Source organism: Enterobacter sp. EC_50 (assembly GCF_019584525.1).
In the GTDB taxonomy this organism is placed as follows: domain Bacteria; phylum Pseudomonadota; class Gammaproteobacteria; order Enterobacterales; family Enterobacteriaceae; genus Enterobacter; species Enterobacter roggenkampii.
The window spans coordinates 26,617-52,868 of record NZ_VDAF01000024.1; the positions used below are offsets into that span (position 1 = coordinate 26,617).

Below are 26,252 nucleotides of genomic sequence, written 5' to 3' on the forward strand. Positions count from 1 at the left end.
AGCCCCCTCGCTACGCCGCTTTCGGCTGCTTTTCGTAGAGGAAATGCAGGATCTGCTGGCGCATGTGGTGATAGCGGCTGTCGTCGGCCAGCTGCACCCGGTTACGCGGGCGCGGCAGGTCAACGTGCAGGATCTCCCCGACGGTCGCCGCCGGGCCGTTGGTCATCATCAGCACGCGATCGGAGAGCAGCACCGCCTCGTCCACGTCGTGGGTAATCAGCACGATGGTGGTGTTCAGCGCCTGCTGGATCTGCATCACCGAGTCCTGCAGATGGGCGCGCGTCAGCGCATCCAGCGCGCCGAAGGGTTCATCCATCAGCAGGACTTTCGGCTTCATCGCCAGCGCGCGGGCAATCCCGACGCGCTGCTTCATGCCGCCGGAGATCTCCCCCGGGCGCTTGTGCAGGGCGTGCCCCATCTGCACGCGGTCGAGGTTGTGCTCAATCCACTCCCGGCGCTCCGCCTTGCTCATGCTGTGGCGAAACACGTGATCTACTGCCAGGACCACGTTGTCGAAGCAGGTGAGCCACGGCAGCAGCGAATGGTTCTGGAATACCACCGCGCGCTCCGGACCCGGCCCGGCAATTTCGCGGTTGTCGCAAATCAGCCCGCCTTCCGTCGGCAGCGTGATCCCAGCGATAAGGTTCAGCAGCGTCGATTTACCGCAGCCGGAGTGCCCAATCAGGCTGACGGTTTCGCCCTCATGGATATCAAAAGAGACGTTCTGCAGCGCCAGAAATTCGCCGCTGGCGGTGGAAAAACGCTGGCTCACGGCCTGGACCTGGATTAATGGTTTCATGTTCGCTCCTTATTTTTCCTGCCAGCTAAAGCGACGGGCGATCAGCATCAGCCCCTGCTCCAGCAGCAGCCCGACCACGCCAATGATGACGATGGCGATGAGAATGTTTTCGACGTTGAGGTTGTTCCACTCGTTCCAGATCCAGAAACCGATCCCTAAACCGCCGGTCAGCATCTCGGCGGCGACAATCACCAGCCAGGCGATGCCGATGGAGAGGCGCACCCCGGTCAGCACCGCGGGCAACACCGCCGGGAAGAGAATGCGGCGCATGATGGTCCACTCGGAAAGCTGCAGCACCCGGGCCACGTTGAGGTAGTCCTGCGGAATACGCCGCACGCCTTCGGCGGTGTTGATCACCATCGGCCAGATGGAGCAGATAAAAATGGTCCAGCTCGACGCGGGCTCCGCTTTCTGGAACAGCAGCAGGCCGATGGGCAGCCAGGCCAGCGGGCTAACCGGGCGTAACAGCGCGATCAGCGGGCCGAACATGCGCGAAAAAAAGGTGAAGCGGCCAATCAGGAAACCGAGCGGGATCCCGGCGAACGCGGCCAGGCCAAAGCCCACCGCCACGCGCTGTAATGAGGCGAGCACGTTCCAGCCGATGCCCATGTCGTTTGGCCCGTCGCGATAAAACGGATCGGCAAACAGGGTAATAGCGGAATCGAGCGTGCTGAGCGGCGTCGGGAAACCTTTGCTGTTAATCGCCGCCAGCTGCCAGAGCACCACCAGCAGTCCCAGCCCCAGAAAAGCCGGAATGATGCGCTGAAGGATCGCGTTAATCCGACGCGCAAACGTCGGCGTACGGCGGCGAACCTGCACCGGAGGCAGGACAATCACCTCTCCACTCTCCGGCGTCTCGTGTGATTTTGTCTTTTGCAGATGCTGCATAATCAGGCCCCTTTACGGTGAATGGCGAAACGGCTGGCGTATCTTTCCGGGTCGGTACCGTTCCAGACGGTGCCGTCCATCAATGTGCTGCTGCGTAGTGGTGAAGTCGGTGTGGTAATGCCCCCCACCGCCGTGGCGGCATCCTGCCAGACCGCAGTCTGGTTAATGCGTTGTGCGATGCCCGCATAGTCCGGGGCGGCTTTGAGCAAGCCCCAGCGGCGGAACTGGGTTAAGAACCACATGCCGTCGGAGAGATACGGGTAGCTGACGGCCCCCTCGTTGAAGAAGCGGATCGGGTGCGCGTCCTGCCAGCGCTGGCCCAGGCCGTTGTCGTACTCGCCGAGCATGCGTCCGGTGAGATACTGCTCTTTGCAGTTGAGCCACGCCCGGCGGGAGAGGATCTGCGCGGTTTCGCGTTTGTTTTCCGGGGAGGCCTCAATCCAGCGCGCCGCCTCCAGCACTGCGCTCACCAGCGCCCGGGCGGTGTGCGGGTTTCTCTCCACCCAGTCGCGACGCGTCCCGAGGATTTTTTCCGGATGGTCGGCCCAGACAGACTGCGACGTGGCGGCGGTAAAACCGATGCGGTCGTTGATGGCACGCGCGTTCCACGGCTCGCCGACGCAAAAGCCGACCATGTTGCCAATGCGCATGTTCATCACCATCTGCGGCGGCGGCACCACCACCGTGCGCACGTCGTCAAAGGGGTGAATGCCCGCGCTGGCCAGCCAGTAGTAGAGCCACATGGCGTGCGTCCCGGTCGGGAAGGTGTGCGCGAAGGTATAGGTGCCAGGCGCCTGCTGCCCAATCCGCTTTTTCAGCCCGTCAAGGTCATGAACGCCCTTCTCTGCCAGATCGCTGGAGAGCGTAATCGCCTGGCCGTTCTGGTTGAGGGTCATCAGGTTAGCCATCTGCTGTGGCTTGCCGGCGATGCCCAGCTCCAGTCCGTACAGCAGGCCGTAGAGAATGTGCGCGGCATCGAGTTCGCCCGCCACCAGCTTGTCGCGCACCGCCGCCCAGCTCGCCTCTTTGGTGGGCACGATGGTAATACCGTATTTTTTATCAAACCCTTTCAGCGCAGCGATAACCACCGGGGCACAGTCGGTCAGCGGGATAAACCCGATGCGTACTGTTTCCTGCTCCGGTTTATCCGAGCCTGCCGCCCATGCGGCCTGCATGACACCCGGCAACAGCATTGCACCACTCGCCAGCATGCTGGCCTGCAAAAAACGCCGTCTCGACAAATCCGCCATGACCACTCCTGAAAAAAAACCAAAAAAAAGCGCCCACGGTGCCGAAGCACCAGTGGACGCCTTTATCCCGAAGACGGATGCACCGCCGTTGGCGCATCGTCAAAAATGGTTAATCTGATAATGCAAAGTGAATGCCAGGTTTTAACACACCGTTTCTTGCGGCGCTTACCGTTATTCCCTCGCCTTTACGCACCGCAAACAGGCATAAAATGCCCGCTGACCGTGCAGCTACTCCTTTGGTGTTACCTGCCATACATTCTTCACCATGAGCAGCGCGCGGGCGATATCCACCATCCTTTGGTTCTTGTCCATCGCCATTTTGCGCAGCGCCGTCCAGGCCTGTTCCTCACTCATATTCTGGTGGGTCATCAGCACGCTCTTCGCTTTATCAATGATTTTGCGCTCTTCAAGCGTATCGCGCAGCGACGCAAGCTGACGTGAGAGCTGCTCTATCTCGCGCGCCTGCTGGCGAACCAGGGTAAGCAACGGTTTTTCCGGATAGCGGATCGGCGGGTCATCCTGTTCATCGCCGGGGAGCGCGTACTCATCGTCACGGTGAATGCATTCGTCCACCGCGACCATCAGATCGGCGATGATCGTCTCCTCCAGCGTGCGCAGATGCTCAAGGCGCGCGGTTTGCAGAGCAAACCAGGCCAGCGCCGTAAGGCCGTTATCGGCGGCGGGCTGGCGGGTACAGGCCACGCGCCGGAGCTGCTCCGTTTCACGATCGGGCTGACAGTGCATTGAAAAGGTGGTCTGAACGTCAGCTGAGCTGTGTGAGAGAAAGATCTCAAAGCAGGCCTGCTGCCCGTCAATGCGGTCAACCAGCCTCTGACGAGTCACATCATCGAAAAAACCCTGCGTGAAGCCAATCGCCCCCAGCGCACGCTCCTGTCCCGCCAGCTCTTTGCCCTGCATCAGGCTATAAAGCGCGACAAAACGTCCTGCGATTTGCGGATCGTCAATGCTGTCATTAAGCTGCGGCACGATACTGAGCAGATGGCGAAGCATGCGGGAGTAGTGTTCCATCGCCTGGGGTGCCGTTACCGTCTGCTGAATCACACCGTCACGCAGCGCGGGAAGCGTATCCAGGCTCAGGAGCGCGCCGCCGATGCGTTCACAGACGGCACTTCCCGGAATCGGCGACTGTGTTTCAAGAATGGCGTAAAGGGCTGCGAGGTTTTCATCCACCAGCGCCCGGCTGGCTTTGCATTCGGGAGCGTACAGCTTGCCCTGTGAGCAGAGCCAGACGTTGGACGCCCCGCGCTCGCACTGTAACATGTGCACCAGTTGGCTAATGCCGTGCACAAGCACGCCCAGCTGTGCCAGCTTGCTGAACTGCTCCTGGCGCATCATTTTTGCGCGCGTGAGCCATTCGGCAGCGCCTGGCGAAATGCCTGCCATTAATGTCATGCTTACTCTCCCGGACAGCGAAACTCCGGGGAATTAAGCAATATTCGTGCCTTTATAAGAACAGGAGTCAACATGCAGAAGATTGTGATCGTCGCCAACGGTGCGGCCTACGGCAGCGAATCCCTTTTCAACAGCCTGCGCCTGGCGATCGCGCTACGTGAAAAAGAGAGCGACCTGGCGTTACGCCTCTTTTTAATGTCGGACGCCGTCACCGCCGGGCTGAAGGGACAAAAGCCGGCCGAGGGTTATAACATTCAGCAGATGCTGGAGATCCTGACCGCACAAAACGTGCCGGTGAAGCTGTGCAAAACCTGCACCGACGGGCGCGGTATCACCGGGCTGCCGCTGATTGATGGCGTAGAAATTGGCACGCTGGTTGAACTGGCCGAGTGGACGCTGTCCGCTGATAAAGTATTAACTTTTTAATAATAAACCCGTAAAAATATTATTTTCTTATGGACGCGGTTTCAGCATCAAGTTTACCTGCGGGGTTGCCGATAGGCATGGAAACAACACAGCAGGTATTTCACTTATGTTCAGATCGATTCGTGCACGCATCATCGCGGCGACGGCAGGCTGTCTGGTCGTCGCCCTTCTCCTCAACACCGTTATTAACTTCCAGGTCACACGCCAGGATAACCAGCAGTCACAGCGCGATATCCTGACCAGCACCAGCGCCAGCCATAACATGGCGATTGCCGACTGGGTAAAAAGCAAGATGACGGTTATCGCCTCTGCCCAGACCGTTGCGCTGAGTGACGACCCGGTTCCGGTGTTTAAACAGCTTGCGCAGGCGGGTGGATTCACCAACGTTTATGTCGGCTACGCCAGCAAAACGGCGAAATTCTCTGAGCCCGCGGGCGTACCTGCGGATTATGACCCGACCATTCGCCCGTGGTATCAGCAGGTGGTCAGCACGGACGGCCCGGTCGTCACCGCGCCTTACGTTGATGCAGGTACCGGTAAACTGGTGGTGACTTTCGCCGTGCCGGTGAAAGAGAATGGCGCCCTGAAAGCGGTGGTGGCGGGCGATGTGGCCATGGACAGCGTGGTGGCGAACGTGCGCGGGATCCATCCAACTCCGTCCAGCAGCGGCTTGCTTCTGAACAGTGACGGCAGCGTGATTGCGGCTAACGATCCAGCTCTGACGCTTAAACCGTTTGCTGAGACCATCAAAGGCATCGATTTTGCTGCGCTGAAAAGCGGTAACCTTGTCGACGGTACGCTGAACGACGTCGAAAAAACCTTCGTGGCAACCGCCGTGCCGGGCACAAACTGGCTGCTGGTCGTCGCCCTCGACAACGGTGATGCCACTTCCGGCATGCGTTCCCTGCTTAAAGCCTCGGCGATTTCGCTGGTGATCCTGGCGCTGCTGAGCGCGACCATTGTTCACCTCCTGATTGCCCGTCTGCTGAAGCGCCTGTCGGACATTCGCGACGCGATGCACAACATTGCCAACGGGACTAACGACCTGTCGCAGCGTCTGCCTGACAGCGGTGAGGACGAGGTGGCGCAGATCGCCCAGGCCTTTAACGCCTTCAGCGATAAGCTGTCGGTGGTGATGGTGCAGCTCCGTGATGCCAGCGAGTCGGTGAAAAACGCCGCTCAGGAGATTGCGGCGGGTAACCAGGATCTCTCCGGACGTACCGAGCAGGCGGCGTCCAGCCTGCGCGAGACGGCCAGCGCCGTAGAGCAGATCACCGCCTCCGTGACCCAGTCGAACGAGTCGGCGGCGGAAGCGAATGACCAGGCGAGCAAGGCCTCTGCGGCCGCGGCGCGCGGCGGCGAAGTGGTATCCCAGGCGATCAGCACCATGCAGTCCATCGAAGTCGCGTCGGCTAAAATTGGCGACATCACCAGCGTGATTGACGGCATCGCGTTCCAGACCAACATTCTGGCGCTGAACGCCTCCGTCGAGGCGGCCCGTGCCGGGGAGCAGGGGCGCGGGTTTGCCGTGGTGGCGGGCGAAGTGCGTAACCTGGCAAGCCGCAGCGCCCAGGCGGCGAAAGAGATCAAATCGCTGATCGATTCCACCACCGACAGCGTGGCCACCGGCTCCCGCTACGTGCATCTGGCCGGGGAAAGCATGGACGAGATCCGCTCCAGCATCGGCAGCGTCTCCGGCATCATGCGCGAAATCTCCATCGCCACCAGCGAGCAGATGAAGGGTATTCACGAGATTAACCACGCGGTGACCCACCTCGACCGCATGGTCCAGCAGAACGCCGAGCTGGTCGTGCAATCCGCCGCTGCCGCGGGCGCCCTGCAGAGCCAGGCGGGCGACCTTGCTGAAACCGCCGGCCATTTCCGCATTTAATTTTCTACTGGCGCGCGTTTAGCGGGTAAAACGCGCGTCAGCGGAAACTTTGAGGAATTTTGTCATTTTTGTTTAATCGTTATGCCATTTTTTGATCAAAATCAGCATCCCTCCCCCTCCCCTTTGGTGTTATGCCATGAGTGAATTGTGAACAACATCACGCTCGGATATGGCTGCAGGGAGAGCGTTGTTTAAGACTACGGGGTAAAAAATGGCACTGGTAAAAACAAGTTTGAAACTGTTTGGCGGGGATACGGTAGTGGTGCGTTGCTCAGAGCGCTGCCGTATTCATCTGATGAGTGCGAAAGCACAAAAACAATCCCAGGCGGATATTCTCACCGTGCAGGATGATAACGCCTGGCTTACCGTGCCGTATACCGGCACCTGGGATGTGCTGATCGACAGCCACAGCCAGTCGCTGGAGCATTCTGTCAGTTACGTAGCAGCTTAAATTACGCGCCCGGCCAGCCGGGCGTATTATCAGGCAAAACCCGGTCGCAGCGTGCCGTTGAGCGGGTTTCCTTCCAGCAGCGCCTTCACCTTCACCACCAGCTCATTCAGACAATCGTCCTTCATGCCGAGGCGGGTAAGCTCCTGATCGAGAGAGAAAAGATACTGCGCGTTGGTACCCAGCGGCCCGCTGGCGGCGGCAATTAACGGGGCAATCACCTGCGTGCGGGTGTCCGCTTCATACAGCGGATGGCGCGGGTCCATAATAAACACCAGCGCATTGACGGTGCGTCCGTCGTCAAGATCCAGCTTGCACCAGCTCGGCATGTAGCAGCCGGTGATCATCTCACGCTTCCAGAGCAGCGTAAGCTCCTCTTCCAGGGTGGCATCCGGGAGGCGATACGCCACGCCCGTGGTGCGTCCGCCCTCTTTCAGTGCAAGCATACGCCCGGGCTGGCACGCGCTGCCGCGTCCGGCCGTCAGGCGCAGGCAAAATGCGCGATGCCAGCCGGGCAACGTGCCCGTTGCCGATTCGACAAATTCGAGCGCCGGGTTCCACATCAGGGAGCCGTAGCCAAAAATCCATACCGGGCCATCATCCGGGCGGCAGGCAAGCGTGGCAGCGAGCGACGCCGCACGTTGTTCAGCTGACCAGAGAAGCGATTCCTCAATAGCACCAAATGCCGTCTTACAATCTGCCTTCATTAAGAAATCACGCGTTAACACTTTCCACCTCCGCCACTGCATGCTTCCTTGCGACATCTGTAATTCGCCTTCCCGGCCTTAGGTGCTGGTCATTTTGCCAGCAGTTGAGTAACGATAAGCAATTAGCGGACCAGTTGCAATACAACGGCAGTTCAACCGCCTGAAAAGTCAAAATGAAGGCAGCGAATTATTTCAGGGCTATTTCTTTTTATGCCATTTATCGTCGTCTCCTTTTTCATATTCATGTTTTACAGCGGCCCAGGCGACTTTGTGTGCCGTCTCTTCACGGCTGGCATCATCCCGGCGATCGTCCTTATCTTTGTACTGATCCCATGCACTGTTAAACGCCTCTTTGTAGATATCCTGCGCGTGAGCGGGCAGCACGTTTTGCACATTATCGGGTAATTCGCGTTTCGTTTTATAAGGCATCACTCACCTCTCTTTTGGTTAAAGAGATAAGTGTGGACGACGATATGGCAGCGTGCCACCCACACTTCATTTATGAATGATCGAAAACATTAACTTATTGTTATTTAACAAATATTAGGAGAACATGGTGAATTACAGGAATCAGGCGTGATAATTATTAAAAAAGGTAAAATTAAGTAAAAAATAAAGGGCATTTAACAGAGATCTGTTAATTTAATGACCTCAAAAATCTATCTATAATTACAAGCACCTGCATTGATGGAGAAGCACATGACAGCAACACACGAGGCGGTAAAGACCCGCCACAAGGAGACGTCTCTCATTTTCCCGGTTCTGGCACTGGCTGTGCTGCTCTTCTGGGGAAGCAGTCAGTCACTGCCAGTGGTGGTTGGTATCAATATTCTTGCCCTGGTCGGTATCTTAACCAGCGCCTTTAGCGTCGTTCGCCATGCGGACGTACTGGCCCACCGTCTGGGCGAACCCTACGGATCGTTAATTCTCAGCCTTTCCGTTGTTATTCTCGAAGTCAGCCTGATTTCCGCGCTTATGGCGACCGGCGATGCCGCGCCGACGCTGATGCGCGACACGCTCTACTCGATCATTATGATTGTGACGGGCGGCCTGGTGGGCTTCTCTCTGCTGCTGGGCGGGCGTAAATTCGCGACCCAGTATATGAACCTGTTCGGCATTAAACAGTATCTGATTGCCCTCTTCCCGCTGGCGATTATCGTGCTGGTCTTCCCGATGGCGCTGCCGGGTGCCAACTTCTCCACCGGTCAGGCGCTGCTGGTTGCGCTAATTTCCGCAGCCATGTACGGCGTGTTTCTGTTGATTCAGACCAAAACGCACCAGAGCCTGTTTGTGTATGAGCATGAAGACGACAGCGACGACGATGACCCGCATCACGGTAAGCCGTCGGCCCACAGCAGCGCGTGGCATACGGTTTGGCTGATCGTGCATCTGATTGCGGTGATTGCCGTCACCAAGATGAACGCCAATCCGCTGGAAACGCTGTTAACCGAACTGAACGCGCCGGTCGCGTTTACCGGTTTCCTGGTGGCGCTGCTGATCCTGTCCCCGGAAGGGCTGGGGGCGCTGAAAGCCGTCTTAAACAATCAGGTGCAGCGCGCCATGAACCTGTTCTTCGGCTCCGTGCTGGCGACCATTTCACTCACCGTGCCGGTGGTGACGCTGATTGCCTTTATGACCGGTAACGAACTGCAGTTCGCGCTGGGCGCGCCAGAGATGATTGTGATGGTAGCCTCGTTGCTGCTGTGCCAGATTTCGTTCTCAACCGGACGCACCAACGTGCTGAACGGGGCGGCGCATATGGCGCTGTTTGTGGCTTACTTGATGACAATTTTTGCGTAGCCTTTTGCCCAGCGGCGCTTCGCTTGCAGGACCTACGGGTTTTGTAGGCCGGGTAAGCAAAGCGCCAACCGGCAATATGCCCCATAAAAAAACCCGCCGAAGCGGGTTTTTTGTTATTTGCTGGTATCCAGCTCATCGAAGCTCTTGACCAGATCGTCAATTGCTTTGATCTGTTTCAGGAACGGCTCGAGCTTATCCAGCGGCAGCGCGGATGGGCCGTCGCATTTTGCGTTATCCGGATCCGGGTGCGCTTCAATGAACAGGCCAGCCAGGCCGGTTGCTATACCGGCGCGCGCCAGTTCGGTCACCTGAGCACGACGGCCGCCGGACGCAGCGCCAAACGGGTCGCGGCACTGCAGCGCGTGGGTCACGTCGAAAATCACCGGAGACTGATTAGAGACGTTTTTCATCACGCTGAAGCCCAGCATATCCACCACCAGGTTGTCGTAACCGAAGTTAGCGCCGCGGTCGCACAGGATCACCTGATCGTTACCACCTTCGATAAACTTATCGACGATGTTGCCCATCTGGCCCGGGCTCACGAACTGCGGTTTTTTCACGTTGATCACGGCACCGGTTTTCGCCATCGCGGCAACCAGGTCGGTCTGGCGAGCCAGGAACGCCGGGAGCTGAATCACGTCAACCACGTCTGCCACCGGCTGCGCCTGAGCGGCTTCATGCACGTCGGTGATCACTTTCACGCCAAAGGTCTGCTTCAGCTCCTGGAAAATCTTCATCCCTTCTTCCAGGCCCGGGCCACGGTAAGAGTTGATGGAGGAGCGGTTGGCTTTGTCAAAAGAGGCTTTAAACACGTACGGGATGCCCAGCTTCTGGGTCACGGTCACGTAGTGCTCGCAGATACGCATGGCGAGGTCGCGGGATTCCAGCACGTTCATGCCGCCAAACAGCACGAACGGCAGGTCGTTTGCTACCTTGATATCACCAATGCTAACCACTTTTTGTTTCATAGGATCGCCTTATTCAGGTGTGAATCGGAATTAAGATTAATGCAGTGTAATTTGCTTGTGCGAGATCGCGTTGATCTGCGCACGAATCATTTCGCTAATAGGATCTTCCGGACACTGCTCGACGAAATAGCTCAGATCGTTCAGCGCCACGTGCTCACAATCGAGCTGGGCATAGATCAACCCACGGTCGCGAATTTCGTACGGGTCTTCCGGATTAAACTGCAGCAGCACTTCGCTGGCGCGCAGGGCCAGCTCCATCTGACGCTCTTCCATTAACGCAGACTTCAGCGTATCCAGCAGCTTGCGGATCACTTCCGCGTTATCCGCCTCGTCGAGATCTTCGTTGAAGAGCTCAGCCACCGGGCTGATATTGCCTTTCAGCCACACGTCCAGCGTATGTTCATCCAGCGTATCGCCGTTGAAGGGATTAATGAGCCACATCTCACCGTCCAGCCACTCCGCACGCAGGATCATCTGCGTCGGAAAAATGACCGGCACCAGTGGAATATCCAGGCGATGCGCAACCCAAAGCAAAATAGAACCCAGCGCAACGGCGCTCCCCTGACGATTTTTTAAGACCTGGTCCAGCCATAATGCGTCAGACAGGCGATACACGCCCCGCGTGTCGCAGAAACCCCATTCGCCGTAGAAAAGCTCGAGCAGCTTCTCTAATTGCCAGTCCTGCGGGCGCGCCTGATTGATCTCTTCACGCGCCAGGCTGACCAGATTCTCCAGCTCATCGTAGACGTACTGCGACGTAAAATCGTCGCGGATCATCTCAGAAATCAGGATCATGCCATCGCAAAGCGGCACTTTATTAAATTCGAAATCGGCTAAGGACTTCATGACTTACCCCAGTAACGACCGAGCGTACAGCGACGCCCGGGCGAGATAAAACTCAAAACGATGTAGATGATAACGCCAAACCGCCTTTCAGTCAGCCTTACGCCTTTATCAGTACCTGCGCTCATAACCACTGCCCCAGCGTCAGGCGTTCGTTGCCGCCGTAGTCGCGGCAGGTTTTGACATCGGCGTAGCCCGCCTGGGTAAAGAGCGCCCGCACGGCTTCCCCCTGCGTCCAGCCATGCTCCACCAGCAGCCAGCCGCCGGAAAGCAAATGTTGTCGTGACGTTGTCACAATGTGATCAAGGTCGGCTAAACCCTCCCTGGCGGCGACCAGCGCCGTCAGCGGTTCGAAGCGCACATCCCCCTGCGCAAGGTGCGGGTCACGCTCGTCAATATAGGGTGGGTTACTGACAATCACTCCGAACGTCTGCTTCTCCAGCGCGCTGAACCAGCTGCTTTGCAGCACCGTCACGTTGGTCAGGCCAAGACGTTCCACGTTACGCTGCGCCAGCGCCACCGCGTCGGGCATCACATCTACCGCCGTGATCGCGCAGTCGGGCCGTTCGGTAGCGAGCGCCAGGGCGATGGCCCCGGTCCCCGTTCCGAGATCGAGAATGCGGCAGGACGATGCGGGTAAGCGCGCCAGCGCCTGTTCAACCAGACACTCGGTGTCGGGGCGCGGGATCAGCGTCGCCGCCGAGACGTAAAGCGGTAACGACCAGAACTCGCGCTCGCCGACCAGGTGCGCCACCGGCTCGCCGGTTTTACGTCGGGCAAGCAGCGCGGCGAGCCGGGCTTCCTGTTCAGCAGTCAGTTCGGTTTCGCCGAAGGCCAGCAGGTACGTGCGGGCTTTACCCGTCACATGCTCAAGCAAAATTTCGGCATCGCGTTTCGGGCTTTCGCTTTCTGAAAGCTCACCGGCAGCCTCACGTAACCAGCGCTGAAAATCCATTATTCCTGCTCGGACAGTGCCGCCAGCTGGTCGGCCTGGTATTCCTGCACGATAGGCTCAATCAGCATATCCAGCTTGCCTTCCATTACTTCGTCCAGACGGTACAGCGTCAGGTTGATGCGGTGGTCAGTCACGCGCCCCTGCGGGAAATTGTAGGTGCGGTTACGGTCGCTGCGATCGCCGCTGCCCAGCAGGTTACGACGCGTAGACGCTTCCGCCTGCTGGCGTTTCGCCATTTCGGCCGCGTGGATACGTGCGCCCAGCACGGAGAGCGCTTTGGCTTTGTTTTTGTGCTGGGAACGCTCGTCCTGACACTCCACCACGATGCCGGTCGGCAGGTGGGTAATACGGATAGCGGAGTCGGTGGTGTTAACGTGCTGACCACCCGCCCCGGAGGAGCGGAAGGTATCAATACGCAGGTCAGCAGGATTGATGTCCGGCAGCTCCGCTTCCGGCAGCTCCGGCATCACCGCCACCGTACAGGCGGAGGTGTGGATTCGGCCCTGAGATTCGGTGGCCGGTACGCGCTGCACGCGGTGACCGCCGGATTCAAACTTGAGACGACCATACACGCCGTCGCCGCTGATCTTGGCGATAACCTCTTTGTAGCCACCATGTTCACCTTCGTTGGCGCTCATGATCTCCACGCGCCAGCGACGCGATTCGGCGTAGCGGCTGTACATGCGGAACAGATCCCCGGCAAACAGCGCCGCTTCGTCCCCGCCGGTCCCGGCGCGGACTTCCACGAACGCGTTGCGTTCGTCGTCCGGATCTTTTGGCAGCAACAGCACCTGAAGCTGCTGCTCCATCTCCTCAGAACGCGCTTTCGCATCCTGCAACTCTTCCTGCGCCATCTCGCGCATTTCAGGATCGTCGAGCATCATCTGCGCGGTTTCGATATCTTCCTGAACCTGTCGCCAGTCGGTAAAGCATTTAGAAACATCACTTAACTGCGCGTATTCACGTGAAAGTGCGCGAAAACGTTCCTGGTCCGCAATGGTCCCGGCATCGCCGAGCAGCGCCTGGACTTCTTCATGGCGCTCGTGCAGAGCTTCCAGTTTAGCGACGATAGAAGGCTTCATAGGCGTAAGTGCACCTTGTCTTAGAAAATGGGTATAGGGCGCTATTCCAGCCCGAGGCTGTTGCGCAGAATAGTCAGGCGTTCATCATCCCCGTCACGGGCAGCCTGCTGAAGAGATTTGGTTGGGGCATGAATCAGGCGGTTAGTCAGTTTCCACGCCAGATCCTGCATAATCGCCTGCGCGTCGCCGCCCTGCTCCAGGGCCGCTAACGCTTTGGCAGTCAGGTCATCACGCACCTGCTCCGCCTGCCCGCGGTACTCGCGGATGGTCTCGCTGACGCTTTGCGCGCGCAGCCAGGCCATAAACTCACTGGTTTCCTGCTCGACAATGGTTTCCGCCTGCACTGCCGCCGCTTTACGCTGCGCGAGGTTGTGCGAAATGATGCTTTGCAGGTCATCTACGCTGTAAAGATAGGCGTTAGCCAGCTTGCCGACTTCTGGCTCCACATCGCGCGGGACGGCAATATCCACCAGCAGCATCGGCTGATTACGGCGGGACTTCAGCGCGCGCTCCACCATCCCTTTGCCGATAATCGGCAGCGGGCTGGCGGTCGAACTGATAATAATGTCCGCCTCTTTCAGGCGTTCATCGATGTCGCTCAGGGCAACCACCTCTGCCCCCACTTCATCCGCCAGCACCTGCGCGCGTTCGCGGGTGCGGTTAGCGATAATCATCTTTTTCACTTTATGCTCGCGCAGATGGCGCGCCACAAGTTCGATGGTTTCGCCCGCGCCCACCAGCATCACGGTGACGGTAGAAAGGGATTCAAAGATTTGGCGTGCAAGGGTGCAGGCCGCGAAAGCAACAGAAACCGCACTGGCACCAATGTCGGTTTCGGTTCGCACACGCTTCGCCACGGAGAAGGACTTCTGGAACATACGCTCCAGCTCGCTGGCCTTCAGATGCCCTTTTTGCGAATCCGCAAAGGCTTTTTTCACCTGACCCAGAATTTGCGGCTCGCCCAGAACCAGCGAATCCAGCCCGCTGGCCACGCGCATCAGATGGCTGACGGCATCATTGTCCTGATGCCAGTACAGGCTGTTGCGCAGCTCGTCTTCATTGAGATTGTGGTAGTCGCATAGCCAGCGGATCAGCGCTTCGTGCAGGTTGTCCTGCTCTTCCACGCTTAGGTAGAGCTCGGTACGGTTGCACGTCGAGAGCACCACGCCACCCTGCACCATCGGCTGTGCAAGCAGGCTATCCAGCGCCAGGTCGAGCGTATCTGGCGAAAACGTTACGCGTTCTCGCAGCGAAACCGGGGCTGTTTTGTGGTTGATACCGAGTGCTAATAGGGTCATGTTGAGCGGGAGTAGTACCAGCGTTAATAAGGTTAGCAGAACGCATCATACAGGATGCGCGAGATCAATAAAAGAGACAGCCCCCTTTCGGAGTAATAGGTTACACAACGCTTTGAGATAATTTGAACGTAGACGGTAGCCCCCTTCGACGCTAGCATTAACAGTTATAACTGCAACGTATCTCAAGGATTTGTCCTCATTATGACCCGACTGATTCGCCTGCTGCCCCTGGCGGCACTGGTTCTGACCGCGTGTACCGTCACCCAACCAAAAGGCCCGGGCAAAAGCCCTGATTCACCCCAGTGGCGTCAGCACCAGCAGGACGTCCGTAATTTGAGCCAGTACCAGACCCGCGGCGCCTTCGCCTATCTCTCTGATGAGCAAAAAGTGTATGCCCGTTTCTTCTGGCAGCAGACGGGTCAGGACAACTATCGCCTGCTGCTGCTGAACCCGCTGGGCAGCACCGAGCTGGAGCTTATCGCGAAACCGGGCGAAGCGCAGATCACCGATAACAAAGGCCAGCACTACACCGCAACCGATGCCGAAGAGATGATTGGCAAGCTGACCGGAATGCCTATCCCGCTCAACAGCCTGCGCCAGTGGCTCCTTGGCCTGCCGGGTGACGCCACCGACTATACGCTTGACGATCAGTATCGTCTGAGCCAGGTGAACTACACCCAGAACGGCAAGACCTGGAAAGTGGTGTACAGCGACTATGACAGCAAGAGTAAACCGTCGCTGCCATCCAACATGGAACTGACCCAGGGCAGCCAGCGCATCAAGCTGAAAATGGACAACTGGATCGTTAAATGATGACCCACTGGCCCTCTCCGGCAAAACTGAATCTGTTTTTATACATTACCGGCCAGCGCGCTGACGGCTATCACACCCTGCAGACGCTGTTTCAGTTTATTGACTATGGCGACACAATTTCTATCGAACTGCGCCAGGACGGGCAGATTTGCCTCCTGACGCCGGTCGACGGCGTGGCGCATGAGGACAACCTGATCGTGCGCGCTGCGCGTCTGCTGATGAACGCTGCAGCGGAATCGGGTCGTCTGCCTGCGGGAAGCGGTGCGGACATCCGTATCGAGAAACGTCTGCCGATGGGCGGCGGCCTGGGCGGCGGCTCATCCAACGCCGCTACCGTGCTGGTTGCCCTGAACCACCTTTGGGGCTGCGGGCTGTCGCAGGACGAACTGGCCGTCTTAGGCTTGAGGCTGGGTGCGGATGTCCCGGTGTTTGTTCGCGGTCATGCGGCCTTTGCTGAGGGCGTGGGTGAAATCCTCTCCCCGGTCAACCCGCCGGAAAAATGGTATCTGGTTGCTCACCCCGGCGTGAGCATTCCGACCCCGGTCATCTTTAAAGATCCTGACCTGAAAAGAAATACCCCGATTCGGTCAATAGAAACGTTATTAAATTGTGAATTCAGCAACGATTGCGAGGATATCGCAAGAAAACGTTTTCGCGAGGTTGATGCGGTGCTTTCCTGGCTGTTAGAATACGCGCCGTCGCGCCTGACTGGTACAGGGGCCTGTGTCTTTGCTGAATTTGACACCGAATCCGCCGCTCGTCAGGTGCTTGAGCAAGCGCCGGTTTGGCTGCATGGTTTTGTAGCGCGTGGGATGAACATTTCCCCCCTACAGCAGGCCATTCTGGCGCAGACTGAGTTTCGGTGACAACGTCACCCTGTTCCAGACGTTGCATCGCGCTCTTTAATACACCGCCTGGATAGCCTTTGCCTGGCCCGCACAGTTTACGGCGAACGCTATCCACCACTGGACGCATGCCTGAGGTTCTTCTCGTGCCTGATATGAAGCTTTTTGCTGGTAACGCCACCCCGGAACTAGCACAACGTATTGCCAACCGCCTGTACACTTCCCTCGGCGACGCCGCTGTAGGTCGCTTTAGCGACGGCGAAGTCAGCGTACAAATTAACGAAAATGTACGCGGTGGTGATATTTTCATCATCCAGTCCACCTGTGCTCCAACGAACGACAACCTGATGGAACTGGTTGTTATGGTCGACGCCCTGCGTCGCGCTTCCGCAGGCCGTATCACTGCTGTAATCCCTTACTTCGGCTATGCCCGCCAGGACCGTCGCGTCCGTTCCGCGCGTGTGCCAATTACCGCGAAAGTTGTCGCTGACTTCCTGTCCAGCGTTGGCGTTGACCGCGTACTGACCGTTGACCTGCACGCAGAGCAGATCCAGGGCTTCTTCGACGTCCCGGTTGATAACGTATTCGGCAGCCCAATCCTGCTGGAAGACATGCTGCAGCTGAACCTGGACAACCCAATCGTGGTTTCTCCGGACATCGGCGGCGTGGTACGTGCCCGTGCTATCGCTAAGCTGCTGAACGATACCGACATGGCGATCATCGACAAACGTCGTCCGCGCGCTAACGTTTCTCAGGTGATGCACATCATCGGTGACGTGGCTGGCCGCGACTGCGTGCTGGTTGACGACATGATCGATACCGGCGGTACGCTGTGTAAAGCGGCTGAAGCGCTGAAAGAGCGTGGTGCCAAGCGCGTATTCGCTTACGCGACCCACCCGATCTTCTCCGGCAATGCCGTAAACAACCTGCGCAACTCCGTCATTGACGAAGTTGTAGTATGCGATACCATCCCACTGAGCGACGAGATCAAGGCACTGCCAAACGTGCGTACCCTGACCCTGTCCGGGATGCTGGCCGAAGCGATTCGTCGTATCAGCAACGAAGAATCCATCTCTGCAATGTTCGAACACTAATCGAACACGGCCGAAAAACCCGCTGCGGCGGGTTTTTTTGTCTCTGGGTTTTATTTGTATGATTAATGCCTCCTTCACCTGCCATTCACATGACAGATGATGCGCATACGGATGATAGATAATTGTGAAAAACGTAACCTCCTCACATGTTCTGCCCTTTCGCGCCCTCATCGACGCCTGCTGGAAAGAGAAGTACACCTCGTCACGTTTTATCCGTGACCTGATTGCCGGGATCACCGTCGGCATTATCGCGATTCCGCTGGCGATGGCGCTGGCGATTGGCAGCGGCGTTGCACCGCAGTATGGCCTGTACACCTCGGCCGTGGCCGGGATCGTCATTGCCCTGACCGGCGGCTCACGCTTCAGCGTCTCCGGCCCGACCGCCGCCTTTGTGGTGATCCTCTACCCCGTTTCGCAGCAGTTTGGTCTGGCTGGCCTGCTGGTCGCCACCCTAATGTCCGGCGTCTTTTTGATTCTGTTTGGTCTGGCCCGCTTTGGGCGGCTGATTGAGTACATCCCCCTTTCCGTCACGCTGGGGTTCACCTCGGGGATTGGGATCACCATCGGAACCATGCAGATCAAGGATTTCCTCGGTCTGCAAATGCCCCATGTTCCGGAGCACTATTTACAGAAAGTGGGTGCGCTGTTTATGGCGCTGCCGACGGCCAACCTGGGCGATGCCGCCATCGGGATTGTGACGCTGGGCACGCTGATCGTCTGGCCTCGTCTTGGCATTCGACTGCCGGGCCATCTGCCCGCGCTGCTGCTGGGCTGTGCGGTGATGGCCATCGTCAATATGTTCGGCGGCCATGTCGCCACTATCGGCTCGCAGTTCCACTATGTTCTGGCGGACGGTTCGCAGGGGAGCGGCATTCCGCAGCTGCTGCCGCAGCTGGTGCTGCCGTGGGATATGCCCGGATCCAGCTTTACCTTAAGCTGGGATTCCCTGCGCGCCCTGCTTCCCGCCGCGTTCTCGATGGCGATGCTGGGGGCGATTGAATCCCTGCTCTGCGCCGTCGTTCTGGACGGGATGACCGGCACCAAGCACAAAGCCAACAGCGAGCTGGTTGGTCAGGGGTTAGGGAACCTCATCGCACCGTTCTTTGGCGGTATTACCGCCACGGCAGCCATCGCCCGTTCTGCGGCAAACGTGCGCGCGGGTGCAACGTCACCCGTTTCGGCAGTTATCCACTCCCTGCTGGTGATCCTCGCCCTGCTGATCCTCGCCCCGCTGCTCTCCTGGCTACCGCTTTCCGCCATGGCCGCCCTGCTGCTGATGGTGGCCTGGAACATGAGTGAGGCGCACAAGGTGGTAAACCTGCTGCGTCGTGCGCCGAAAGACGACATCATCGTGATGCTGATCTGCATGTCGCTGACCGTGCTGTTCGATATGGTCATCGCCATCAGCGTCGGGATCGTGCTGGCGTCCCTGCTGTTTATGCGCCGTATTGCGCAAATGACGCGCCTCTCCCCGGTTAACGTGGAGGTGCCTGACGATGTGTTGGTTCTGCGCGTGATTGGCCCGCTGTTCTTCGCCGCGGCGGAAGGTCTGTTCAGCGATCTGGAGTCTCGCATCGCGGGCAAACGGGTTGTGGTGCTAAAATGGGATGCCGTACCGGTGCTGGATGCGGGCGGCCTGGACGCCTTCCAGCGCTTTGTGAAACGTCTGCCTGAAGGCTGTGAGCTGCGGGTGAGTAACCTCGAATTCCAGCCCCTGCGCACCATGGCGCGTGCAGGCGTGCAGCCGATCCCTGGCCGCCTTGCCTTTTATCCTAACCGTGAAGCCGCGTTAGCGGATCTGTGAATTGCCTGATGCAGAGAAACGTCTCTGCATCATCACCCCGATGGCCTGCTGGAGCCATGCAAGCACGGCAGGCGTCATCCAGGTTCCCTTCATCAGATGCGGCTCCTGCTGCATGGCCGTGCGAAACTTTTGCTGGGTCTCCGGGTTGGTGCCCGCGTACGACTGGAACAGCGCCAGCCAGTTTTCGGCAAGCTTTTGGGCATCGTCAGAGGCGGGGTCGAGATTTTCCCGCTGCGCCTGATGCAGCTTCGCCACCAGCGGCGGCCACTCCATCATGCGATCAAAGTAGTGCTTCCGCGTAAAGGCCATCTCTTTGGGAGTAAGGTACTTCTCCCATATGCTGAGCTTGGATTCCGCAAACGCGCGCGTAATGTAATCCGTCATCTCCGGCGTGATACCGGTTTGCGCCTGCATCTGTGGCTCTACGCTGTGCATCTCGTTCAGCCGGGCAAGAAACTCCGGTTTGCCCGCCGTGTCCTGCTCCAGGCGCTCCATCCAGCGCGTCGCCAGGTCCTTCGCCCTCTCGTCCGTAACGGGTATATGGTGCTCCAGCAGCGCGTTGGCCTCTGCCACCAGCCCTGACCAGATAGCCGACAGCGCGTCCTTCTGCACCGCAAACGGCAGCTGCTGTAACTCTTCTTTGCTAAACCAGCGATCGTACATATTCATTAACTCCAGAGTCTGTAGCCAGGATTCCAGGTCCGGCGTCGCATCGTCGAGAAGCCCGGTACGCAGTTCGACCAGCCGGTCGCGCAGCGTATGTATGCTGCGCAGCTGTTTATCCAGCAGCGTGATTTGCGCATCGAGTAACTCGGTTAACGACAGCGACTCCTGTTCAAGGAAATCCCTGATTTCAGCAAGTTCCAGCCCCGCTTTTGCCAGCGCCTGGATCATATGCAGGCGCTGAACATCCGCCAGGTTGTAAAGCCGGTAACCTGCCGCGCTTCTGGCAGAAGGCAGTAACACTCCTGTTTGCTCATAGTGATGCAATGTGCGTACGGTGATACCGGCCCGTTTCGCCAGTTCACCCACCTGAATCAACATAACTGCTCCTTTTCTTTGCCAGTGCCGCCACTCTGGCGCCTTACGTTACGTGAGGGTCAACCCTTGATGCAAAAAAAAACGACTCCCAGGGAGTCGTTTCGGTATTCTTTCGACATGGCACTAGCTGTGCTTATGCTGATCTCGACGGCAGCGTTTATCGTAGTGGCGCACCCACCAGTATTTATCGCAGACTTCCTCATGTCCGCTCACGCGCGCCCCGGCGAGCCACAATACCGCGCCGAGGAAGATGCTCAGTACCGCGCCATGCGCGAAGTATTGCGGAAGATCAAGCTGCGGCAGCTGGTTTAATATGGAATAACCTACGCCGACGACCATCACAAACAGCCCCAAACCCATCAGCACGTTACCGAGTAGCGAAGCGTTTTTGCGTTTCATGTGTCACCTCCGGAACTTTGGGTTGTCAGGGGAAAAGCCCCTAATCCTTGTGTGTAAAGTATAGACAACGCTCCTTTTATGAGTTGCGTGAATGATCACAATTACAGATAACGCCCAGACAAAAGTTTACAAATAACACGTTGAACAGCTTGAAATTCTAATTGTTCAGGTAAGTAATTATTCGTATTTCGCTGCGACGATCGCAGAATTTTGTCAAGCGGCGCGCCAGACAGTAAACTACGCGCCAGATCTGGAACCCATTAGGAATTGAATCGTGACGATTAAACTGATTGTCGGCCTCGCCAACCCGGGCGCAGAATATGCGGCTACCCGCCACAATGCCGGGGCATGGTACGTCGATCTGCTGGCCGAGCGGTTACGTGCTCCCCTGCGTGAAGAACCTAAATTCTTCGGGTATACCTCACGTATCAACCTTGCTGGCGCGGACGTTCGCCTGCTGGTCCCTACCACGTTTATGAACCTGAGCGGTAAAGCCGTGGCGGCGATGGCAACGTTTTATCGCATCAATCCGGATGAAATTCTGGTCGCCCACGATGAGCTGGATCTTCCCCCTGGCGTGGCAAAATTCAAGCTGGGCGGCGGGCACGGTGGTCACAACGGTCTTAAAGACATCATCAGCAAGCTGGGCAATAACCCCAATTTCCACCGTTTACGCGTGGGAATCGGCCATCCGGGCGATAAAAACAAAGTTGTCGGTTTCGTGCTCGGTAAGCCACCGGTTTCTGAGCAGAAACTGATTGATGAGGCGGTAGACGAAGCGGCGCGCTGCACGGAAATCTGGCTGCAAGACGGCTTAACCAAAGCGACAAACCGCTTACACGCTTTCAAAGCGCAATAATCCGCCCGATACGGCTTTTTTACCGCGCGTCATGCGGGTTACGTGTATAATAGGCGTAGTTATTTACTTTTCATCAGTCGGTTATCGTTAACGGATTGATTATCAAGATATTAAGGTGATTTAGAAATGGGATTCAAATGCGGTATCGTCGGTCTGCCAAACGTGGGCAAATCCACCCTGTTTAACGCGCTTACCAAAGCGGGTATCGAAGCGGCGAACTTCCCGTTCTGTACCATCGAACCGAACACCGGCGTGGTGCCAATGCCGGACCCGCGTCTGGACCAGCTCGCGGAAATCGTGAAGCCGCAGCGCATTCTGCCAACCACCATGGAATTCGTGGACATTGCGGGCCTGGTAAAAGGCGCATCCAAAGGTGAAGGTCTGGGTAACCAGTTCCTGACCAACATTCGTGAAACTGAAGCGATCGGCCACGTTGTGCGCTGCTTCGAGAACGACAACATCATTCACGTAGCGGGTAAAGTAAACCCGGCTGAAGATATTGATGTCATCAACACCGAGCTGGCGCTGTCGGATCTTGATACCTGCGAGCGTGCGATCCACCGTATCTCCAAGAAAGCCAAAGGTGGCGATAAAGATGCCAAAGCCGAGTTGGCGGTGCTGGAAAAATGTCTGCCACAGCTGGAAAACGCGGGCATGCTGCGTTCTCTGGATCTGAGCAAAGACGAGAAAGAGCTTATCCGCTACCTGAGCTTCCTGACGCTGAAGCCAACCATGTACATTGCCAACGTGAACGAGGACGGTTTTGAAAATAACCCGTACCTCGATCAGGTGCGTGCTATCGCCGAGAAAGAAGGTTCTGTCGTGGTTCCGGTTTGTGCCGCAGTAGAAGCCGATATCGCCGAACTGGATGACGAAGAGCGTGACGAGTTTATGGCAGAACTGGGCCTGGAAGAGCCTGGGCTGAATCGCGTTATCCGTGCTGGTTATGCCCTGCTCAACCTGCAAACCTACTTCACCGCTGGCGTGAAAGAAGTGCGTGCCTGGACCATCCCTGTGGGTGCAACTGCGCCTCAGGCTGCGGGTAAAATCCACACCGACTTCGAGAAAGGCTTTATTCGTGCGCAGACCATCGCGTTTGAAGATTTCATCACCTACAAGGGTGAGCAAGGCGCGAAAGAAGCCGGCAAGATGCGTGCAGAAGGGAAAGAATACATTGTTAAAGATGGCGATGTGATGAACTTCCTGTTCAACGTCTGAGTCGTCTTGAATGAAAAAAAACCACGCCCTGGCGTGGTTTTTTTATTGCGGGGTCAAAACACATTGTCTAAGAGTTCTGTTTTCATGCTGGGTTCAAAAGGAATGATTTCAGCCGTCGCGAGCTTTAACCTCTGAAAAGGATCCTCGCGTAATCGCTCTTCAAGAGAGGCAAGACTCTCACATTTCGCGAGAATGACCCCACCGATTCTCGGCACCCGTCTTCCGGATGCGAGGAAAATTCCCTCTGCATACCCTTTTTTTAGCCACTCGACATGCGCAGGTATTGCTGCGTCAATCTCTTCGAGTGGTTTGATATAGGTTAAAATGACAATATAAACCGTGCTCATCCTTTGCCTCTCAGCTGTGTTTTTAGCCGTTTGTTGGAATTGCTTATGCAGTTCCTCTGTTGCCATCGGGTATCGTTATCATTTTGGGCACATTTGATCTTAATATGCAGGGCCCGATCGAGACAACGCGTTATTCTTCATATTCCACGAATAGAACCAGTCATGCCAGCCGTTTTGCTTTACCACATAGCTACAGGCCACAATCACTTCCTTTGACTGGTTGAAAGTTAAGTAATAGAAAATAGAGCCTTCAGGAGGTGCAGACCAAAATAATTTTTCGCCCTGAGCATTGAAGATGGTCAAAACGGTTGGTAATGGCTTTGGTTGGCTTAACGCAAAGACTAACTGGCGTGTTGAGTCGACCATTGCAGAGTCTAAAAATGGCATACTAACCATTATGTTACGTTCACCACACGCCCACTGAAGCAGGTCATTTTCTTTAATACAAATGAGATTTTCAATCATCGGTAAACCTCAACTTTTAAAGCTTGATCTGTTTCATATCACCTTCAAAAAGCCCCACAAGATATACCCGGTATCGGGCTGGTTGCACTTCTTTATACGTTAATACAGTAGAAAATTCCTTTACACACTTTGAACATGTATTTTTCGAAACATATAATTGGCTTTCATCGTAGATATACTCCTTATGTTCACTAACAAACTTCACACCTCGCATTTTCTTAACCAAAAAGTCTTTCGCCTCTTCAGAGAGCGAGTCAAATTCATATGAGTTTACGATAGAATAGATTATTACTCCCTCGCATTCAGGGCATGCTATTTCTGCGCCAGAATCTAAAAAGTCATTATCTATGCCATCCAGGACTAGTACCTTCTTTTTCAGTCGATTAGTTATTTTCATTTTCTATAACCTTTTAATTTTATTAATAAATAAGATGAGAACCGAATGAGGGATTTTATTAATCTATAATGTCATTCAGTCAAACATTCCATTCGATATAAATTCCACAGTCGAAGCTTTTTTCATTAGACTGTACAATAATGCTTCCCCACTAATGATGCCACTGAGTTCCGTATGGAGGCGTACTAATTTTAAGCTTAGGGCGCGAAGTTATTTCACTCTCTACCCAAGCTGTCAAGCGCTGTTCTTCTTCAGATAAATCACGCAAATTGGCTCTTTTATCCCAATTCCATAAAGTTTTATAAAAATCCCCATTCTTACTGGTAAGGAATATGGAAGGAGAAAAAGAAAACACAGAAGGCCTCAGTTCTAATATGAAAGTTTGATCTTTCCAATCGATATTATCAATAGAGAAATAATAAGAGCCTATTGTATTCAACGGAGAGAATAACATGTAAAATTCGGAGTTTTTAAAAGTCTCAACATCCTTTAACTCGAGGGGGCAATTGTTAATAGCCACAAAGCCACTATTAATATCAAAATTCATTTCTAACATATCTAAACCACCTTGTCTGGAAGTGACTACATTATATTCCAGGTTAAATATATCCCGTGATTAAATGATTTTATCTCATATGAGACAGAAATCCGCCCCCATTCAAAGCGCCACCTAATCATGTCTGTTTCCGTGGTATCTGGCGTGTCCAGATTGAGTGATTCTCTTAGCCTATCAGATAAGCTTTTCACTGATTCATTTAGCATGTGAATATTAGCTCGCGCATTCCAGTCATTTAATGCGTTATAATACTGACTGTTTTTATCAACAAGATGAAACATAAAAGGAAAACCATAGCACACCGGGCGTATAGTAACTTGAAATTCTTTGTCGAAAAACGCTACTGAGTCAACAAGGTAGTGATTCGGCATGGTTTTATTTACAGCTTTTCGCTTGATTAATTCGTGGTATAAACCACTCTTACAAAAGCCTTCTTCAGTATCAATTCCCAAAGGAAGATCATCAAATGTCAGATCACCGGCAATCGGATTTAAATTGAATTCAATCATGTTCCCCTGCATTACTTTTGACTGTCTAACAAGATCTTAATGATATAGTCGACTTAACATGATAACAACCATATAACGATAATTTTCCGTATAAAATCACATTTGTTATAACATTTACAATAATATCCATATAGCAATAAAGTCTTATTGCCAATGGTGTAATAAGTCAATCCACATTTCTTTTTCCCCAGCGATAACTTTTATGCCATCTTTATTTTGTTTTACATACTGCATGTATGTTTCATAAATAGCTCTTATCATCACTGTTTTTTCAGAGCGAGATCCTTCAATCAAAGTCATTATTTTTTCTAAATAAATTGATGAATTCACTCTTTCTTTGAAAAAAAATGAGGTAATCGGGTACTTCGTTATAAGAATCGTAATTCATGACAGGCTTCTCTGAGCTCTTATTCAGATTTATTTTAGCACATCCAATTTTTGGTTGCGCCTAAAACAGTGTTTCCATTTAACAAAGGAGTCATGTATGCAAGCGTCAATTGATACTGGAACGCTACGCATGGAGATTCTGGTTGGTTTGTACACCAGTTTAAGCAATAAAAATTAATCATTTTCTATGTCAGGAGGAGGAGTCGTAATGCCAAGAACATCTCGCCCAAATCGAATTTCTTCGTTGGTTTTCTTTTTTAATTTAAGGATTATAACACCCAGTAGAGTATTGTTTTTATCTGAATAAATTTTAAAGGAAAATGACTTAGTTCGGATATTAATTACTAAGACAGTTTCTTCATCATAGTTTTCAAGAGCAATAATTAATTCATCAAGACCTTCTACCTTCACCCCTGTAAGTTTTGTATTATTTTTATGCGCTTTCATTATTCGCAACTCATCTTGAGTATTGTTTATAAATGATGCACATTGAAGATTATTCTTTTTATTTAAAGAAGAACTATATTCATCCGGTATTTTTTCTCGCGCATACTCAATAAGGTCATCATCATTTATCATGGTAAATTCGCCTCAACGTAGCCTCTTAGAAGTGCTTTCAGAATGATTTCATGTTCCTTCATTCGTCAAAAGAAGACTCCCACGACCACGAATCACCTTGTAAAGGAGTCTATTGAAAGTGCAGTGTCTATATCTGATCCACGCGACCGCGCTGTCGTCTCTCTTCATTTC

Annotated in this window: 30 protein-coding genes; 10 read left to right on the plus strand and 20 right to left on the minus strand. The window is 54.9% G+C overall.

Annotation, left to right across the window (positions count from 1 at the left end; translation table 11 throughout):
- Positions 1–10: 10 nt before the first annotated feature.
- The 4 genes from FHC48_RS18405 to nasR all read right to left on the minus strand — a co-directional run bounded on the left by FHC48_RS18405 (position 11) and on the right by nasR (position 4,350).
- Positions 11–799 carry an ABC transporter ATP-binding protein gene (locus FHC48_RS18405; RefSeq protein ID WP_220420561.1) on the minus strand — a complete coding sequence of 263 codons (789 nt, stop codon included), beginning with the start codon at positions 797–799 and terminating at the stop codon, positions 11–13.
- 9 nt (positions 800–808) lie between these two features.
- Positions 809–1,687: a nitrate ABC transporter permease gene (gene ntrB / locus FHC48_RS18410; protein ID WP_008499525.1), complete on the minus strand. Its 879-nt coding sequence runs from the start codon at positions 1,685–1,687 to the stop codon at positions 809–811.
- 2 nt (positions 1,688–1,689) lie between these two features.
- Positions 1,690–2,937, minus strand: a complete 1,248-nt coding sequence (locus FHC48_RS18415) for a CmpA/NrtA family ABC transporter substrate-binding protein (RefSeq protein ID WP_031274932.1) — start codon at positions 2,935–2,937, stop codon at positions 1,690–1,692.
- Between the two features lie 228 nt (positions 2,938–3,165).
- Complete coding sequence (gene nasR, locus FHC48_RS18420) at positions 3,166–4,350, minus strand: nitrate regulatory protein NasR (protein ID WP_059363547.1); 1,185 nt, start codon at positions 4,348–4,350, stop codon at positions 3,166–3,168.
- A gap of 72 nt (positions 4,351–4,422) precedes the next feature.
- Here nasR and FHC48_RS18425 point away from each other — a divergent pair, with 72 nt between their 5' ends.
- The 3 genes from FHC48_RS18425 (at position 4,423) to FHC48_RS18435 (ending at position 7,118) form a co-directional block, all read left to right on the plus strand.
- Positions 4,423–4,776 carry a DsrE/DsrF/TusD sulfur relay family protein gene (locus FHC48_RS18425; protein WP_008499522.1) on the plus strand — a complete coding sequence of 118 codons (354 nt, stop codon included), beginning with the start codon at positions 4,423–4,425 and terminating at the stop codon, positions 4,774–4,776.
- Between the two features lie 106 nt (positions 4,777–4,882).
- On the plus strand, positions 4,883–6,667 hold the full coding sequence (locus FHC48_RS18430) for a methyl-accepting chemotaxis protein (RefSeq protein ID WP_059363549.1): 1,785 nt from the start codon (positions 4,883–4,885) through the stop codon (positions 6,665–6,667).
- Between the two features lie 211 nt (positions 6,668–6,878).
- A complete protein-coding gene (locus FHC48_RS18435) occupies positions 6,879–7,118 on the plus strand; it encodes a DUF1883 domain-containing protein (RefSeq protein ID WP_008499520.1) in 240 nt (79 codons plus the stop codon).
- A gap of 29 nt (positions 7,119–7,147) precedes the next feature.
- Here the strand turns inward: FHC48_RS18435 and FHC48_RS18440 are convergent, their stop codons facing one another.
- Positions 7,148–7,843 (minus strand): gamma-glutamylcyclotransferase, encoded by a 696-nt coding sequence (locus tag FHC48_RS18440; RefSeq protein ID WP_023292215.1) that lies wholly within the window; start codon positions 7,841–7,843, stop codon positions 7,148–7,150.
- A gap of 177 nt (positions 7,844–8,020) precedes the next feature.
- On the minus strand, positions 8,021–8,251 hold the full coding sequence (gene chaB / locus FHC48_RS18445; RefSeq protein WP_008499518.1) for a putative cation transport regulator ChaB: 231 nt from the start codon (positions 8,249–8,251) through the stop codon (positions 8,021–8,023).
- A 270-nt stretch (positions 8,252–8,521) separates the two neighbouring features.
- On the opposite strand from chaB, the gene chaA reads away from it, so the two are divergent.
- Positions 8,522–9,622, plus strand: a complete 1,101-nt coding sequence (gene chaA / locus FHC48_RS18450; protein ID WP_008499517.1) for a sodium-potassium/proton antiporter ChaA — start codon at positions 8,522–8,524, stop codon at positions 9,620–9,622.
- A 113-nt stretch (positions 9,623–9,735) separates the two neighbouring features.
- Here chaA and kdsA read toward each other — a convergent pair whose 3' ends face one another.
- The 5 genes from kdsA to hemA form a co-directional block, all read right to left on the minus strand.
- Entirely contained in the window at positions 9,736–10,590 is an 855-nt protein-coding gene (gene kdsA / locus FHC48_RS18455) for a 3-deoxy-8-phosphooctulonate synthase (RefSeq protein ID WP_220420562.1), read from the minus strand.
- A 36-nt stretch (positions 10,591–10,626) separates the two neighbouring features.
- Entirely contained in the window at positions 10,627–11,436 is an 810-nt protein-coding gene (gene sirB1, locus FHC48_RS18460) for an invasion regulator SirB1 (RefSeq protein WP_008499515.1), read from the minus strand.
- Positions 11,437–11,557: 121 nt separating this feature from the next.
- Positions 11,558–12,388 (minus strand): peptide chain release factor N(5)-glutamine methyltransferase, encoded by an 831-nt coding sequence (gene prmC / locus FHC48_RS18465; protein WP_059363553.1) that lies wholly within the window; start codon positions 12,386–12,388, stop codon positions 11,558–11,560.
- A complete protein-coding gene (prfA, locus tag FHC48_RS18470; RefSeq protein ID WP_021240360.1) occupies positions 12,388–13,470 on the minus strand; it encodes a peptide chain release factor 1 in 1,083 nt (360 codons plus the stop codon). The genes prmC and prfA overlap by 1 nt, the downstream gene beginning before the upstream one ends.
- A 41-nt stretch (positions 13,471–13,511) precedes the next feature.
- Positions 13,512–14,768, minus strand: a complete 1,257-nt coding sequence (hemA, locus tag FHC48_RS18475; protein WP_008499512.1) for a glutamyl-tRNA reductase — start codon at positions 14,766–14,768, stop codon at positions 13,512–13,514.
- Between the two features lie 201 nt (positions 14,769–14,969).
- Here hemA and lolB point away from each other — a divergent pair, with 201 nt between their 5' ends.
- The 4 genes from lolB to dauA all read left to right on the plus strand — a co-directional run bounded on the left by lolB (position 14,970) and on the right by dauA (position 19,324).
- Positions 14,970–15,581 (plus strand): lipoprotein insertase outer membrane protein LolB, encoded by a 612-nt coding sequence (gene lolB / locus FHC48_RS18480; RefSeq protein WP_220420563.1) that lies wholly within the window; start codon positions 14,970–14,972, stop codon positions 15,579–15,581.
- A complete protein-coding gene (gene ispE / locus FHC48_RS18485) occupies positions 15,578–16,447 on the plus strand; it encodes a 4-(cytidine 5'-diphospho)-2-C-methyl-D-erythritol kinase (protein WP_021240362.1) in 870 nt (289 codons plus the stop codon). The genes lolB and ispE overlap by 4 nt, the downstream gene beginning before the upstream one ends.
- 125 nt (positions 16,448–16,572) lie before the next feature.
- On the plus strand, positions 16,573–17,520 hold the full coding sequence (gene prs, locus FHC48_RS18490; RefSeq protein ID WP_003856663.1) for a ribose-phosphate diphosphokinase: 948 nt from the start codon (positions 16,573–16,575) through the stop codon (positions 17,518–17,520).
- 124 nt (positions 17,521–17,644) lie between these two features.
- Positions 17,645–19,324, plus strand: a complete 1,680-nt coding sequence (dauA, locus tag FHC48_RS18495; protein WP_047747429.1) for a C4-dicarboxylic acid transporter DauA — start codon at positions 17,645–17,647, stop codon at positions 19,322–19,324.
- On the opposite strand, the gene FHC48_RS18500 is transcribed toward dauA, so the two are convergent.
- Together FHC48_RS18500 and ychH are read right to left on the minus strand one after the other, a co-directional pair.
- Positions 19,310–20,368: a MerR family transcriptional regulator gene (locus FHC48_RS18500; protein ID WP_059363555.1), complete on the minus strand. Its 1,059-nt coding sequence runs from the start codon at positions 20,366–20,368 to the stop codon at positions 19,310–19,312. The genes dauA and FHC48_RS18500 overlap by 15 nt on opposite strands.
- A gap of 120 nt (positions 20,369–20,488) precedes the next feature.
- The gene (gene ychH, locus FHC48_RS18505; RefSeq protein WP_008499505.1) at positions 20,489–20,764 is read right to left on the minus strand and encodes a stress-induced protein YchH; all 276 of its coding nucleotides are present in this window, start codon (positions 20,762–20,764) and stop codon (positions 20,489–20,491) included.
- Positions 20,765–21,038: 274 nt separating this feature from the next.
- Here ychH and pth point away from each other — a divergent pair, with 274 nt between their 5' ends.
- Positions 21,039–21,623 (plus strand): aminoacyl-tRNA hydrolase, encoded by a 585-nt coding sequence (gene pth / locus FHC48_RS18510; protein ID WP_008499504.1) that lies wholly within the window; start codon positions 21,039–21,041, stop codon positions 21,621–21,623.
- A 126-nt stretch (positions 21,624–21,749) separates the two neighbouring features.
- Positions 21,750–22,841 carry a redox-regulated ATPase YchF gene (ychF, locus tag FHC48_RS18515; protein WP_020690896.1) on the plus strand — a complete coding sequence of 364 codons (1,092 nt, stop codon included), beginning with the start codon at positions 21,750–21,752 and terminating at the stop codon, positions 22,839–22,841.
- A 53-nt stretch (positions 22,842–22,894) separates the two neighbouring features.
- Here ychF and FHC48_RS18520 read toward each other — a convergent pair whose 3' ends face one another.
- The 7 genes from FHC48_RS18520 to FHC48_RS18550 all read right to left on the minus strand — a co-directional run bounded on the left by FHC48_RS18520 (position 22,895) and on the right by FHC48_RS18550 (position 26,081).
- Positions 22,895–23,188: a YciI family protein gene (locus FHC48_RS18520; RefSeq protein WP_023292207.1), complete on the minus strand. Its 294-nt coding sequence runs from the start codon at positions 23,186–23,188 to the stop codon at positions 22,895–22,897.
- Between the two features lie 99 nt (positions 23,189–23,287).
- On the minus strand, positions 23,288–23,653 hold the full coding sequence (locus FHC48_RS18525; RefSeq protein ID WP_023292206.1) for a hypothetical protein: 366 nt from the start codon (positions 23,651–23,653) through the stop codon (positions 23,288–23,290).
- 16 nt (positions 23,654–23,669) lie between these two features.
- Entirely contained in the window at positions 23,670–24,050 is a 381-nt protein-coding gene (locus tag FHC48_RS18530; RefSeq protein WP_059363558.1) for a hypothetical protein, read from the minus strand.
- Positions 24,051–24,201: 151 nt separating this feature from the next.
- Positions 24,202–24,606, minus strand: a complete 405-nt coding sequence (locus FHC48_RS18535) for a hypothetical protein (RefSeq protein ID WP_227028271.1) — start codon at positions 24,604–24,606, stop codon at positions 24,202–24,204.
- Positions 24,607–24,632: 26 nt separating this feature from the next.
- A complete protein-coding gene (locus FHC48_RS18540; protein WP_059363560.1) occupies positions 24,633–25,115 on the minus strand; it encodes a hypothetical protein in 483 nt (160 codons plus the stop codon).
- A gap of 144 nt (positions 25,116–25,259) precedes the next feature.
- On the minus strand, positions 25,260–25,445 hold the full coding sequence (locus tag FHC48_RS18545; protein WP_225828827.1) for a hypothetical protein: 186 nt from the start codon (positions 25,443–25,445) through the stop codon (positions 25,260–25,262).
- Between the two features lie 231 nt (positions 25,446–25,676).
- The gene (locus tag FHC48_RS18550; protein ID WP_032635753.1) at positions 25,677–26,081 is read right to left on the minus strand and encodes a hypothetical protein; all 405 of its coding nucleotides are present in this window, start codon (positions 26,079–26,081) and stop codon (positions 25,677–25,679) included.
- Positions 26,082–26,252 lie beyond the last annotated feature (171 nt).